Below are 13,144 nucleotides of genomic sequence, written 5' to 3'. Positions count from 1 at the left end.
CCTCGTGATCCAGCACCATCCGCACCGCCCGGGCACGCACTTCAGGCGAGAACTTGTTCGTCGTCTTGCTCGTCATAGCCCCATCCTCTCAGGAGTTGGGGCCTCCGGCAAAGCCGGGGCGGTTCAGAACACCATGCCGGTCGAGCTCAGTCTCGAGGGTGCGCGCCCAGCGTTCAGCCTCGGCTCGAGTGTCGAAGCTTTTGGCGCGGCACTTCATGCCCTTGCGCCGCACCTGAGCTTGCCACCGTCCGCGTAGTTTCCGGATCGTCGCCATGGGCACCTCCTGCCTCATCGCGTAGGACGCCCCCTGAGGATAGCCAAGGCACATTCCCGGTTGGGTGGAGCCTTCAGGACGGGAAGCACGCTAGAAATACGCCGGGCGAAGGTCGCGATGGCGACGAATATGTATATCGCGAACTTTTCGCTCATCGTCGGACGTCGCCGCCAAACAAGGGCCTAGGCGCCACCATGCGAGATCGCGGGCAGTTTTACATTGGGTCAAAAACGCCAAATTGAACCATTTCTGTCAACATAGTGTAAACATATGTCAACATTTCAGGCCTTGTCTTTAACATACGATTTGACTGAAACCCTCAAAAATACCTATTTCAGGCGCGGGTGTTACACCCGCATAGCGCCAGCTACTGCCTGACAACTTGGCGCTCACGGCTGTAGCCACCACTCCATCGGACAGCTGGCTGATGCACCGAGAAACGGGTCTAGGCGGACGTCACGGATGACCAGGAAGTGGCGGGTTTGTGCCTCGAGAGTCGTCCGGGATAGGCCGGCGCTCACCGTGTCCTTGGGGGTGCAAGGGTCAGGCTCATGGCGTTGATAGCGACCCGCCTCATTCGGAGGGCAGCGCTCTATCCAGCTGAGCTACGGGTGCCCGGCGGGCGCGGCCCGCGGATCACGCGTCTTCATAGTCGATGCGCGGCGGGCGGGCAACCGGGTCGGCGCCCGCCCGCCGCCGTCCCGGAAAATCCGTCCGCACGCGTCCGCCCGGCCGCTGGCGGGGGCGGACGGGCTTGCTATATAGCAGCGATGAGCACCGACACCCCTGCCTCCCCGGCGCCTGCCGCCGCTTCGGCCGCCCCCTCCCCGCGCCCCGCGCTGTTCACGCCGGAGGAGGTGGAGCGTTATGCGCGCCATCTCGTGCTGGCGGAGATCGGCGGGCCGGGCCAGCAGAAGCTGAAGAAAGCGTCCATGCTGGTGGTCGGGGCCGGCGGGCTCGGCGCGCCGGCGCTGCTCTATCTGGCGGCGGCCGGGGTCGGGCGGCTGGTGGTGGTCGATGATGACGAGGTCTCGCTGTCCAACCTCCAGCGCCAGGTGATCCACACCACCGCCGCCATCGGGCGGACGAAGACCGAGAGCGCCGGCGCGATGATCGCCGCGCTCAACCCGCATGTCGCCGTCGAGGGCGTGACGGCGCGGCTCACCGCGGAGAACGCGCTCGGGCTGATCGGCGGCGTCGATGTGGTGATCGACGGCTCCGACAATTTCGCCACCCGCTATCTGGTGTCGGATGCCTGCGCGCTCGCCGGCAAGCCGCTGGTGACGGCGGCGCTGGGGCGTTTTGATGCCACGGTGACGACGCTGCGCCCGCATGAGACGGGCCCGGACGGCACGCCGAACCCGACCTATCGCTGCCTCTTCCCCGAGCCGCCGCCCGCCGGCACGGTGCCGAGCTGCGCCGAGGCCGGCATTCTCGGCGCGGTGGCGGGTGTGGCCGGCTCGCTGGTGGCGCTGGAGGCGATCCGCGCCGTGGTCGGTTTCGGCGAGGGGCTGGTCGGGCGGCTGCTGATGATCGACACGCTCACCATGCGCTTCGAGACGCTGAGCTATGGCTGGGACCCGGACAACCCGCTGACCGGGACCAACCCGACGATTACCGATCTGTCGGCGCATCGGCGCTGACGGGCGAGCGGCAAGGCGCCACGCGCCCGCAGGAATCATCCCGGCCGAGCGCCGCGAGAGCCGGGATCGGTTTCGCTCGCCATGCGCGATTGGCCTGCATGCGATCCCGGATCGGCCGCTGGCCGTCCGGGATGACGGGTCGGGGACGCGTCTTGTGGAGCGCAGTCCGCAGCCATCTGCGTCCTTCGAGGCCCGGCCGAGGACCGGGCACCTCAGGATGACGGGCGGCGTTATCAGCAATATTCGGACTGAAGTTGACGCAACCTCGTCATGCTGAGGTGCGCGCGCAGCGCGCCTCGAAGCACGCAGGCGGGTAGCACCAGGCAGGCGAGACGCAGGCGTCTGGCGCGGACGCCGTTCAGCCCTGACAGCCGAACACCACCCCGCGCTCCCTCACAGCATCGAGGGCAGCACACGGTCCGGCGGGCGGTGGCCGTCCATGAAGGCCTTGATGTTGACGATCACCTTCTCGCCGGTGTCGACGCGCGCCTCGACCGTGGCCGATCCCATATGCGGCAGCAGCACCACCTTGCCGGCGCGGGCGAGCTTGAGCAGCTTGGGGCTGACGGCGGGTTCACGCTCGAACACGTCGAGCCCGGCACCGGCGATCTCGCCCTGCTCGATCATGCGGATCAGCGCGTTCTCGTCGATCACCTCGCCGCGCGCGGTGTTGACGATATAGGCGTCGGGCCGCACCAGCTTCAGCCGGCGGGCGGAGAGCAGATGGAAGGTGCCCGGCGTGTGCGGGCAGTTCACGGACAATATGTCCATGCGCGCCAGCATCTGGTCGAGGCTGTCCCAATAGGTCGCCTCCAGCTCCTCCTCGATCTGGGCGGGGAGCGGGTGACGATTGTGGTAGTGGATCTGCAGGCCGAAGGCGCGGGCGCGCCGGGCCACCGCCTGGCCGATGCGGCCCATGCCGATAATGCCGAGGCGCTTGCCCCAGATGCGGTGGCCGAGCATCCAGGTCGGCGACCAGCCGGGCCAGGCGCCGTCATCATTGGTGATCAGCGCCGCGCCCTCGGTGAGCCGGCGCGGCACGGCGAGGATCAGCGCCATGGTCATGTCGGCGGTGTCCTCGGTGAGGACGCCGGGCGTGTTGGTGATGGTGATGCCGCGCTCGGTGGCGGCGGTGACGTCGATATGGTCGACGCCATTGCCGAAATTGGCGATCAGCTTCAGATTCGGCCCGGCCGCCTCGATCACTTTCGCGTCGATCCGGTCACAGATGGCGGGAACCAGCACGTCGGCGGTGGCCATGGCCTCGGCGAGCTGCGCCTGGCTCATCGGCGCATCCTCGACATTCAGCCGGGCGTCGAAGAGTTCGCGCATGCGGGTTTCGATCTTGTCAGGCAGCTTGCGCGTGACGACCACCAGCGGCTTTTTGCGGCCCATGTCGACTCCCCGTGGGAACACCCGCGACAATCAAGCTCCCGTTAACGCTGGGAGCCCCAAAATGGCGCCGACGGGACGACGCGATCCTTAGCAGACGGATTCGGTAAACACAAAAATGCCCGCAATTGCGGTGCAGGCGGTGTCGGCAGTGGCAGGGCGGTACGCCGCGAACCGACGAACAGGTGACGAGACGATGGGAATGGACTGGCTTCGGGTCGGGGCGAAGCCTCTGGGTCGGAATATGACGGGTGGGCGGCTGGGGCTGGGCATGGCCCTCGCGGCCAGCTTCGCCCTCGGCGCGGCGCTGTCCGCCGCCCCGCGCGCGCAGGCGCAGGAACAGAGCTCTGGGCCGGTCGGCCGGGTGAGCGGGCTTCCCGTGCCGCGCTTCGTCAGCCTCAAGGCCGACAAGGTGAATGTGCGCTCCGGCCCGACGCGCGACCATGCGGTCGCCTGGGTGTTCACCCGCGCCGGACTGCCGGTCGAGGTCACCGCCGAATTCGAGACCTGGCGGCGCATCCGCGATGCGGATGGCGCGGAGGGCTGGGTCTACCATTCCATGCTCTCGGCCCGCCGCACCGCGCTGGTCAGCCCCTGGTCGAAGGGTGAACCCGCCGCGCTGCGCGAGGCGCCGTCCACCGATTCGTCGATCAAGGCGCGGCTGGAGCCGGGCGTGCTCGGCAAGGTCGATCACTGCAACGGCAAATGGTGCCGCTTCTTCGACAATGGCTTTGACGGCTATGTCGAGCAGGAAAAGCTCTGGGGCGTCTATCCCGGCGAGAAGATCGACTGACGACGCGCGTCACGGCGCCCGCCGGGCCTCGATATAGCGCCGCTCCTGGGTAAGGCCGGCATAGCCATAGGCGTCGCCGCGCGCTTCCACCACATGCACATAGCTTTCCGGGTACAGCGGGCCGATCAGCTCGCCCATGGCGGCGAAGGTGGCGGCGATGAAGGCCGCCTTCTCGTCCTTGGTGTTGGTGCCCTCCGTCACCCTGATGTCCAGCCAGAAGCCGGCAAGGCCCTGCTCCGCCAGGCTGCGTCCGGCGCAGAACCAGTGCGCCGCCGGCACGCGGATGAGGCTCACCGCGGTGAGCGCGGGGTCCTTGCCGAGCCAGCGCGCGGCCAGCTCGGCCGCCCGCGCGGCGATCTGCGGTTCGATGGCGGGCCGCGAATCGGCGGCGAAACTGATCTGGATCATCGGCATGATGCTCTCCCGTGGCGTGTGACCGGACTGGCGTGTGACGGGAGAAGTCGTAGCGCCTCCGGCGTAATATGATAATGTTGTCGTTGAACCTATCAATGATAACAAATTGAAATGACCGAACAGCCCCTCGACCTCGACCTGGTGCTCGCCTTCGTGCGGGTGGCGGAGTTCTCCAGCTTCACCCGCGCCGCCGAGGCGCTCGGCGCCACCCAGGCCGGCATCAGCCTGAAGGTGCGCAAGCTGGAACAGCGGCTCGGCCGCACGCTGCTGGAGCGCACGCCGCGTCTGGTCCGGCTGACGCCCGACGGCACCGCCTTTCTCGACCGCGCCCGGCGCCTGCTGGCCATGGAGCGCGAGGCCTGGCTGTGGGACCGCCCCAACCCGCCCTGCCTGCGGCTGGGCTTTAGCGACCATGCGGTGGGCGATGCGCTCGCGCCGCTGCTGCGCCGGGTGGCGGCGGCGGTGCCCGATCTGCGGATGGAGGTGCAGCTCGGCTTTTCCCGCAGCCTGCTCGACGCCTATGATTCGGGCGCGTTCGACGCCGTCATCGTCCGGCGCGAGGGGGATCGGCGCGATGGCGAGCTGCTGCGCCGCGATCCCTATGGCTGGTTCGCCGCCCGCGATTTCGCGCCCGGTGGGACCCGCCTGCCGCTGGCCCTGCTGGCCGCCCCCTGCGGCGTGCGCGCCACCGCGACGCGGGCGCTGGAGGCGGCGGGCATCGGCTGGAGTGAGGCCTTTGTCGGCGGCAGCGTCTCCTCGGTCGCGGCCGCCGTCGCCGCCGGCATTGCGATCGCGCCGATGGCCGCGCATCTCGCCCCGCCTGGCAGCACAGAGCTGAGCCGGCGGCTCAACCTGCCGCCGCTGCCGCCCGCTCCGGTGATGCTGATCTCCCGCGCCGGCGAGCCTGCCGCCCGGCGGGCACTGGCCGAACTTGCCGCCGGCCTGCGCCCGACACGCGGCGAGCGGGCGTAAGGCACCAACGAAAAAGGCCGGTCAGGAGACCGGCCTTTCAATGAGTTGATTGGATGGGATCGCTCAGCCGCGGCGCTTGGGGCGCAGGCGCACCACCACGTCGACGCGCGCCACCTCATAGCCTTCCGGCGGCTCGGGAATGCGCTCGACCTCGACCGCCGCGCTGGGAATGTCGAGAAGGTGATTCTCGCCTTCCATGAAGAAGTGGTGGTGGTCGGACGGGTTGGTGTCGAAATAGGTCTTGGAGCCGTCAATGGCGAGTTCGCGCAGCAGGCCGACTTCGGTGAACTGGTGCAGCGTGTTGTAGACGGTCGCCAGCGAGACCGGGAAGCGCGCCTTGATCGCTTCCTCGTGCAGGATTTCCGCCGAGACGTGGCGGTCGCCCTTGGCGAACAGCAGCCAGCCGAGCGCGAGGCGCTGGCGGGTCGGGCGCAGGCCGACATCGCGCAGCATGTGGCGCACGTCATGGAACGGGCAACCGGTCCGCCCGGTGGCGGCGCCGTCACGCAGCTTCGCGACCGGCAGCACAGGCTCCGAATCGTCAAGAACCATGCGGGAAACCGCGATAGGGTGGGGGCGAAGGGCTTCGCTCATCTCGACTTCCAACCATCGTAGTTAAGCCATGCCCGCTCTTTCCTGAACGGAAAAACCGGCACGGCCGCATCTGAAAATAGGCACGCGCCGGGGGAAAACCAACCGCCAGCGTCGCCATTTGTTACTGGTATTATATCTGCATGGCCGCGGACGGGGCAATATCGCGGCGCATGATCGTAATTATTCCAATCTGAACCGCGCGTCAGCCGATTAAACCCGCCTCGCCAGCCGGCCTGTGCCATGACCCGCCGGCCCTGACGGAGCATGACGCCGTCACCTGCCTGACATTTACGCCCCGGTGGGCGGCTCTGCCGGCTTTGAGCCCGCTTCCCCCTGTGTTAGGAAGCCCAGCGATCGGACCGCGCCATGCGCACGGGCCGCGATCTGTGTCGGCGGCGCGTGGCCGCTCAAGTGTAGAAAAACAACGTGGGTGTAACGGGGACGATGGCCGAGCGTCAGACGAGTTTCACATATGAGGAACTGCTCGCATGCGGGCGTGGCGAGCTCTTTGGGCCGGGCAATGCCCAGCTTCCGGCGCCGCCGATGCTGATGTTCAACCGCATCACCGAGATTTCCGAGGATGGCGGGCCGAACGGCAAGGGCCATGTGCGCGCCGAACTCGACATCAATCCGGACCTCTGGTTCTTCGCCTGCCACTTCATCGGCGATCCGGTGATGCCGGGCTGCCTCGGGCTGGACGCGCTGTGGCAGCTCGTCGGCTTCCATCTCGGCTGGCTGGGCTCGCCGGGCCGTGGCCGGGCGCTCGGCGCGGGCGAGATCAAGTTCTCCGGGCAGGTTCTGCCCAGCGTCAAGAAGGTGGTCTACGGGATCGACTTCAAGCGCGTGATGCGCTCCAAGCTCGTGCTCGGCATCGCCGATGGCTGGCTTGAGGCCGATGGCGAAGTCATCTATCGCGCCGGCGATCTGAAGGTCGGCCTGTTCCAGACCTGACCCGGTCGCCCCATTTGTCCTTGCATGGCGCCCGTCGGGGCGCCATCTCGCTGCCGAAGCGCCGTTCGCGGCGCTGTCGGGCCTGTATTTGAGGAAAGGAAGCCTATGCGCCGCGTCGTCGTCACCGGAATGGGCATCGTCTCGTCGATCGGCAATTCCACCCAGGAAGTGCTGGCCTCGCTGCGCGAAGGCAAAAGCGGCATCACCCGCGCCGAGAAATATGTCGAGCTGGGCTTCCGCTCGCAGGTCCAGGGGGCCCCGCAGCTCGACCCCAGCGAGATCGTCGACCGCCGCGCCATGCGCTTCCACGGCGGCGGCACCGCTTGGAACCATGTCGCCATGGAACAGGCGATCCGCGACGCCGGGCTTGAGGAGAACGAAATCTCCAACGAGCGCACCGGCCTCGTCATGGGCTCGGGCGGCTCCTCCACCCGCACCATCGTGGAAGCCGCCGACATCACCCGCAAGAATTCCAACCCCAAGCGCGTCGGCCCGTTCGCGGTGCCGAAGGCGATGGGCTCCACCGCCTCGGCCACGCTGTCCACCTGGTTCAAGATCAAGGGCGCGAGCTATTCCATCTCGGCGGCCTGCGCGACCACCAATATCTGCATCGGCAACGCCGCCGAGCAGATCCAGTACGGCAAGCAGGACATCATGTTCGCCGGCGGCTGCGAGGATCTGGACTGGACGCTGTCCTGCCTGTTCGACGCCATGGGCGCCATGTCCTCCGACTACAACGACCGCCCCGCCGTTGCCTCCCGCCCCTATGACAAGAACCGCGACGGCTTTGTCATCTCCGGCGGCGCCGGCGTTCTGGTTCTGGAGGAACTGGAGCACGCCAAGGCGCGCGGCGCCCGCATCTATGCCGAGATCGTCGGCTATGGCGCCTCCTCGGACGGCGCCGACATGGTCGCCCCTTCCGGCGAGGGCGCGGCCCGCGCCATGCGCCTCGCGCTTCAGAACGTGAAGGGCGGCATCGACTACATCAACCCGCACGCCACCTCGACGCCGATCGGCGATCTCAAGGAGATCGAGGCGATCCGCGCCGTGTTCGGCGACAAGTGCCCGCCCATCTCCGCCACCAAGTCGCTCACCGGCCACTCGCAGGGCGCGACCGGCGTGCATGAGGCGATCTACTCGATCCTGATGATGCAGAACGGCTTCATCTCGGCGAGCGCCCATATCGACGAAATCGACCCCGACTTCGCCGACATGCCGATCGTGCGTGAGCGCGTCGACCATGCGCGGCTCGGCCGGGTGCTGTCGAACGGCTTCGGCTTCGGCGGCACCAATGCCGTGCTGGTTCTCCAGCACCCGGATGCGTGATCAGACCCTCGCGACGGCGGAAGGAAGAACCACAATGAGCCTGATGCAGGGCAAACGCGGCCTGATCATGGGTGTCGCGAACGATCACTCCATCGCCTGGGGCATCGCCCGCTCGCTGGCGGCGCAGGGCGCGGAACTCGCCTTTACCTATCAGGGCGAGGCGCTCGGGCGCCGCGTCAAGCCGCTTGCCCAGAGCCTCGGCTCGGACACGGTGCTGCCCTGCGATGTCGAGGATCTCGACTCCGTCGACGCCACCTTCGCGGCGCTTGAGGAAAAATGGGGCGGCATCGATTTTCTGGTCCACGCCATCGGCTTTTCCGACAAGAACGAGCTGAAGGGCCGCTACGCCGACACCAGCCGCGCCAATTTCACGCGCACCATGGTGATCTCCTGCTTCTCCTTCACCGAGCTGGCCAAGCGCGCCGCCGCGATCATGCCGAATGGCGGCTCGCTGATCACGCTGACCTATGGCGGCTCCACGCGGGTGATGCCGAATTATAACGTGATGGGCGTCGCCAAGGCGGCGCTGGAAGCCAGCGTGCGCTACCTCGCCGCCGATTATGGCCCGCAGGCGATCCGCGTGAACGCCATCTCCGCCGGCCCGATCCGCACCCTGGCCGGTGCCGGCATCGCCGATGCGCGCCTCATGTTCAACTACCAGAAGCGCCACGCCCCGCTGCGCCGCACCGTCACCATCGACGAGGTCGGCGGCGCCGCGCTCTATCTGCTGTCGGACCTGTCGAGCGGCGTCACCGGCGAGGTGCATTTCGTCGATTCCGGCTACAACATCATCTCCATGCCGCACCCCGACGCGCTGAAAGCCATCGAGGACGCCGAGGCGAGTGTCAGCGGCGAGGCGGCGGAGTAAGCGCGCCAGCCGGCCCGCTGACCCGACCTCAGGCCTTGATCTCCGCTTGGCCGGAACTAGACTGACCAGACGCCATAGGCGAGGCGCGCCCTATCATGGGAATGCTGGCACGCTGTGGCCGGGTCGGTGACCAGGCAGATGGACGACACGTCATTGCATGACTGGCTGGTTTCCATCGGCACCGGCACCCGGCAGCCGGGCATGATGCACCGGATGATTGAGGTGGTCCGCCGCCATCTCGGCATGGAGGTCGCCTATATCTCCGAGTTCGTCGGGAACAACTCGGTGTTCCGCGAGGTCGACGCCCCCGGCCTTGAGCACATGATCAAGGTCGGCGATTCCATCTCGCTCGACGATGTCTATTGCCGGCATATTCTGGCGGGCCGCATTCCCGAATTCATGCCCGACACCTCCGCCGAGCCCAACGCCATGGCGCTGCCGATCACCACGGCGCTGCCCATCGGCAAGCATATGAGCGTGCCGATCCGGCTCAGGGATGGCAGCGCCTATGGCATGTTCTGCTGTCTCGGGCCCCATCCCGACCCGTCGCTGCGCCAGCGCGACCTGCAGATGATGAAGGCCTTCGCCGAACTCGCCGCCTTCGAGATCGAGCAGGCCCTCGCCCTCCGGCGCAGCTTCGAGACGAAGCGCGACCGGGTCCGCACCGTCATCGACGACGGGCAGATATCCATCGTCTACCAGCCGATCTGGAACGTCGCGACCGGCCGCCCATTGGGCGTCGAATGCCTGTCACGCATTTCCGCCACCCCGTCGCGCCCGCCGAATGAATGGTTCGCCGACGCGGCCGAGACCGGGCTGGGGCTGGAGCTGGAAATCACCGCGATCCGGCTCGCGCTGGCGGCGCTGCCGGCCTTCCCGCCGGAGGTCTACCTCACCGTCAATGCGTCGCCGGCGACCCTGCTCAGCCCGGAGCTGAACGCCATCCTCGCCGGACATCCGTCCCGGCGGATCGTCGTGGAACTCACCGAGCACGAGATGGTGGAGAATTACGAGGAGATCATCGGGGCGTTGCAGGAATTCCGCACGCGCGGGCTGCGGCTGGCGGTGGACGATGCCGGCACCGGCTATTCCAGCCTCCAGCACATCCTTCATCTGCGGCCCGACCTGATCAAGCTCGACATGAACCTGACCCGGAATATCGACCTCGATCCCTCGCGCCGGGCGCTGGCGGCGGCGCTGATCCGGTTCGCCCGCGAGACCAACAGCCGGATCATCGCCGAAGGCGTCGAGACCGAGGCCGAACTCCAGACCCTGCGCCAGCTCGGCGTCGAGAAGGTCCAGGGCTACCTGCTGGGCCGCCCGATGCCGCTGGCCGCCGCACTCGAACTGTTCGAGCACCCCCGCGCGCCGGCCTGAGACAGCTCAGGCCCTGAGCGCGATCCGGTAGGCGTGGGCGGGGTAGACACCGAGGATGCGCAGCTCCTTGGAGAAGAACGCCAGTTCCTCCAGCGCCAGCTTCACCAGACGGTCGTCCGGGTGGCCGTCGACATCGGCATAGAACTGGGTGGCGAAGAACTCGCCGTCGAGCTGGTAGGATTCCAGCTTGGTCATGTTCACGCCATTGGTGGCGAAGCCGCCCAGCGCCTTGTAGAGCGCCGCCGGCACGTTGCGCACGCGGAACACGAAGCTGGTCACGGTCGGCCCGTTACCGGCCGGCGCCCATTCGCCGTCCTTGGCGAGGATGACGAAGCGCGTGGTGTTGTGGGCCTCGTCCTCGATATTCTCGGCGATGATGTCGAGCCCGTAAATCTCCGCCGCGAGGCGCGAGGCGATGGCGGCGCGGCTCTCGTCCCGCGCTTCCGCCACAAGCCGCGCCGAGCCGGCCGTGTCGGCGCCGACAATGGCCTTCAGCCCCAGCTTGCGGATGATGTTGCGGCACTGGCCGAGCGCCATGACATGGCTCTCGACCGTCTTCACGGTCGCCAGCGAGGCGCCCGGAATCGCCATCAGCTGGTGCGACAGCGGCAGGAAGAACTCGCCGACGATGGTCAGCCCCGAGGTCGGCATCAGGTGGTGGATGTCCGCCACCCGGCCGGCGACCGAGTTCTCGATCGGGATCATGCCCAGATCCGCCTCGCCATTCTGCAACGCCGCGAAGGCGTCCTCGAAGGTGGCGCAGGGCACCGCCTCATGATCCGGGAAGACCTCGCGGCAGGCGATATGCGAATTGGCGCCGGGCTCTCCCTGGAACACGACGGTGCGGCGCAGGCTCATGATGCACGTCCCTGACTGGCGTCTTCGCGCGCGATCAGCTCGCGCGCCTTTATGAGGTCTTCCGGCGTGTCGACGCCCAAGGGCACGGTGTCGACAATGGCGACGTCGATCCGCATGCCCGCTTCCAGCGCGCGCAGCTGCTCCAGCTTCTCGCGGCTCTCCAGCGGCGAGGGCGCGAGCGCGACGAACCGCTCCAGCGCCGCCCGGCGATAGGCGTAGAGGCCGATATGGTGGAACAGCGGGCCCTCGCCATAAGGGGCGGTAGCGCGGGTGAAATAGAGCGCGCGCAGCCGGCCCGGCGCCACCGCGCTGCCGACCACCTTCACCACATTGGGGTTGGTGCGCTCATGCGGATCGGTGATCTCGGCGGTGAGCGTGCCGATATCGACGCCCGCGTCGTCCAGCAGGTCGAGGGCGGCGCGGATCAGCGCCGGGTCGATGGTCGGCAGGTCGCCCTGCACGTTGACGATGCGCGCGACCTGCCCGTCCGGGTCGATTCGGCCGAGCGCCTCGAAGATTCGGTCGGAGCCGGAGACGTGGTCCGAACGGGTCATCACCACCTCGAATCCGGCATCCGCGACGGCGGCGAACACGCCTTCATCGTCGGTGGCGACCACCACGCGGCCGATGCCTGCCGCGGCGGAACGCCGCGCCACCTCGACGATCATCGGCCGGCCGCCGACATCGGCCAGCGGCTTGCCGGGCAGCCGGGTCGAGGCCATGCGGGCTGGAATGAGAATAAGTACGTCCTGCGCGGACATTGGGCGGGCCTTCGCTACGGAACCGCGGCCGGTGCGCCTCGCCCCTCGTGGCGAAACGTAGCAACCGCGGCGCGCTTATACGGGTTGCACGGCAACCGTCAAAATGATTAGTTCCGCCGCGGCATTGGCGGCTGTTTCAGACCGCTGCTAAACTGCGTGCGGGGTGCGGCGGACCTTCGGGAAGGTGCCGCGCCGTGTTTAGGGAGCGAATGTTTCGATGGACAGCTTCGAGCTGAACAAGATTGCTGGAGCGGTGCTCGGCGTGCTGACCTTCACGCTCGGTCTGAACGTGTTCTCCGACATATTGTTCTCCAGCCACGCGCCGGAAAAGCCCGGCTATGAGATCGCTGTCCAGGAAGCCGCGACCGGCGAGGCCCAGGCCGCCGCGCCGGCCGATGTGCCGATCGCCCAGCTGCTCGGCGCCGCCAGCGCCGAGAAGGGCGCCGCCGTCGCCAAGAAGTGCGCCGCCTGTCACAATTTCGTGGAAGGCGCCGGCGCCAAGGTCGGCCCGGATCTCTACGGCATTGTCGGCCGCCCGGTCGCCAGCGCCGAGGGCTTCGCCTATTCCGCCGCGATGAAGGCGCATGGCGGCACCTGGACCTTCGACGACCTGAACGCCTTCATCAAGAACCCGAAGGCCGACATTCCCGGCACCGCCATGGGCTTCGCCGGCATCGCCAAGGAGACCGAGCGCGCCGATCTGCTGGTCTACCTCAACACGCTCTCGCACAGCCCGCAGCCCCTGCCGACTGCAGAGGCGGCGCCCGCTCCGGCCGCACCCGCGACGCCGGCAGCCCCGGCCGCGCCCGACGCACCGGCCACCCCGGCTCCGGCCGCTCCCGCCACGCCGTGAGAGCGGGCGGCACGCGCCGCCCGTTCCTTCAAATTTTCACGTTTCCGTCAGGCCGGCGGCGCTTTGCG

The 13,144-nt window shown here is 67.7% G+C and carries 13 protein-coding genes and 1 pseudogene; 8 read left to right on the top strand and 6 right to left on the bottom strand.

The window, feature by feature from the left end; genetic code table 11:
* Nucleotides 1-130: 130 nt before the first annotated feature.
* A pseudogene (locus KIP89_RS14730) lies at nucleotides 131-274 on the bottom strand (site-specific integrase); the annotation flags it as partial.
* 770 nt (nucleotides 275-1,044) lie between these two features.
* On the opposite strand from KIP89_RS14730, the gene KIP89_RS14725 reads away from it, so the two are divergent.
* Nucleotides 1,045-1,917: a HesA/MoeB/ThiF family protein gene (locus tag KIP89_RS14725; protein WP_213756301.1), complete on the top strand. Its 873-nt coding sequence runs from the start codon at nucleotides 1,045-1,047 to the stop codon at nucleotides 1,915-1,917.
* Between the two features lie 393 nt (nucleotides 1,918-2,310).
* On the opposite strand, the gene KIP89_RS14720 is transcribed toward KIP89_RS14725, so the two are convergent.
* Nucleotides 2,311-3,312 (bottom strand): 2-hydroxyacid dehydrogenase, encoded by a 1,002-nt coding sequence (locus tag KIP89_RS14720; protein WP_213756299.1) that lies wholly within the window; start codon nucleotides 3,310-3,312, stop codon nucleotides 2,311-2,313.
* A gap of 199 nt (nucleotides 3,313-3,511) precedes the next feature.
* Here KIP89_RS14720 and KIP89_RS14715 point away from each other — a divergent pair, with 199 nt between their 5' ends.
* Nucleotides 3,512-4,102 (top strand): SH3 domain-containing protein, encoded by a 591-nt coding sequence (locus KIP89_RS14715; RefSeq protein ID WP_250152505.1) that lies wholly within the window; start codon nucleotides 3,512-3,514, stop codon nucleotides 4,100-4,102.
* A 9-nt stretch (nucleotides 4,103-4,111) separates the two neighbouring features.
* On the opposite strand, the gene KIP89_RS14710 is transcribed toward KIP89_RS14715, so the two are convergent.
* On the bottom strand, nucleotides 4,112-4,516 hold the full coding sequence (locus KIP89_RS14710) for a 4-oxalocrotonate tautomerase (protein ID WP_213756297.1): 405 nt from the start codon (nucleotides 4,514-4,516) through the stop codon (nucleotides 4,112-4,114).
* Nucleotides 4,517-4,627: 111 nt separating this feature from the next.
* On the opposite strand from KIP89_RS14710, the gene KIP89_RS14705 reads away from it, so the two are divergent.
* The gene (locus KIP89_RS14705; protein ID WP_213756295.1) at nucleotides 4,628-5,488 is read left to right on the top strand and encodes a LysR family transcriptional regulator; all 861 of its coding nucleotides are present in this window, start codon (nucleotides 4,628-4,630) and stop codon (nucleotides 5,486-5,488) included.
* A gap of 63 nt (nucleotides 5,489-5,551) precedes the next feature.
* On the opposite strand, the gene irrA is transcribed toward KIP89_RS14705, so the two are convergent.
* Nucleotides 5,552-6,082, bottom strand: a complete 531-nt coding sequence (gene irrA, locus KIP89_RS14700) for an iron response transcriptional regulator IrrA (protein ID WP_213756294.1) — start codon at nucleotides 6,080-6,082, stop codon at nucleotides 5,552-5,554.
* 444 nt (nucleotides 6,083-6,526) lie between these two features.
* On the opposite strand from irrA, the gene fabA reads away from it, so the two are divergent.
* The 4 genes from fabA to KIP89_RS14680 all read left to right on the top strand — a co-directional run bounded on the left by fabA (nucleotide 6,527) and on the right by KIP89_RS14680 (nucleotide 10,604).
* On the top strand, nucleotides 6,527-7,033 hold the full coding sequence (fabA, locus tag KIP89_RS14695; RefSeq protein WP_213756292.1) for a 3-hydroxyacyl-[acyl-carrier-protein] dehydratase FabA: 507 nt from the start codon (nucleotides 6,527-6,529) through the stop codon (nucleotides 7,031-7,033).
* 105 nt (nucleotides 7,034-7,138) lie between these two features.
* A complete protein-coding gene (gene fabB / locus KIP89_RS14690) occupies nucleotides 7,139-8,359 on the top strand; it encodes a beta-ketoacyl-ACP synthase I (RefSeq protein ID WP_213756290.1) in 1,221 nt (406 codons plus the stop codon).
* Nucleotides 8,360-8,393: 34 nt separating this feature from the next.
* Nucleotides 8,394-9,227, top strand: coding sequence for an enoyl-ACP reductase FabI (gene fabI, locus KIP89_RS14685; protein ID WP_213756288.1), 834 nt, complete (start codon nucleotides 8,394-8,396; stop codon nucleotides 9,225-9,227).
* 138 nt (nucleotides 9,228-9,365) lie between these two features.
* Nucleotides 9,366-10,604, top strand: a complete 1,239-nt coding sequence (locus KIP89_RS14680) for a sensor domain-containing phosphodiesterase (RefSeq protein WP_213756286.1) — start codon at nucleotides 9,366-9,368, stop codon at nucleotides 10,602-10,604.
* Nucleotides 10,605-10,610: 6 nt separating this feature from the next.
* Here KIP89_RS14680 and KIP89_RS14675 read toward each other — a convergent pair whose 3' ends face one another.
* A complete protein-coding gene (locus tag KIP89_RS14675) occupies nucleotides 10,611-11,462 on the bottom strand; it encodes a prephenate dehydratase (RefSeq protein ID WP_213756284.1) in 852 nt (283 codons plus the stop codon).
* Nucleotides 11,459-12,223 (bottom strand): 3-deoxy-manno-octulosonate cytidylyltransferase, encoded by a 765-nt coding sequence (locus KIP89_RS14670; protein ID WP_213756282.1) that lies wholly within the window; start codon nucleotides 12,221-12,223, stop codon nucleotides 11,459-11,461. The genes KIP89_RS14675 and KIP89_RS14670 overlap by 4 nt, the downstream gene beginning before the upstream one ends.
* Nucleotides 12,224-12,440: 217 nt before the next feature.
* Here KIP89_RS14670 and KIP89_RS14665 point away from each other — a divergent pair, with 217 nt between their 5' ends.
* Complete coding sequence (locus tag KIP89_RS14665) at nucleotides 12,441-13,076, top strand: c-type cytochrome (protein WP_213756280.1); 636 nt, start codon at nucleotides 12,441-12,443, stop codon at nucleotides 13,074-13,076.
* Nucleotides 13,077-13,144: the final 68 nt, after the last annotated feature.

The organism is Ancylobacter radicis, assembly GCF_018449475.1.
Taxonomy (GTDB): domain Bacteria; phylum Pseudomonadota; class Alphaproteobacteria; order Rhizobiales; family Xanthobacteraceae; genus Ancylobacter; species Ancylobacter radicis.
Note: the sequence above shows the minus strand (reverse complement) of the source record. Positions and strands in the feature narration are given on the sequence as shown.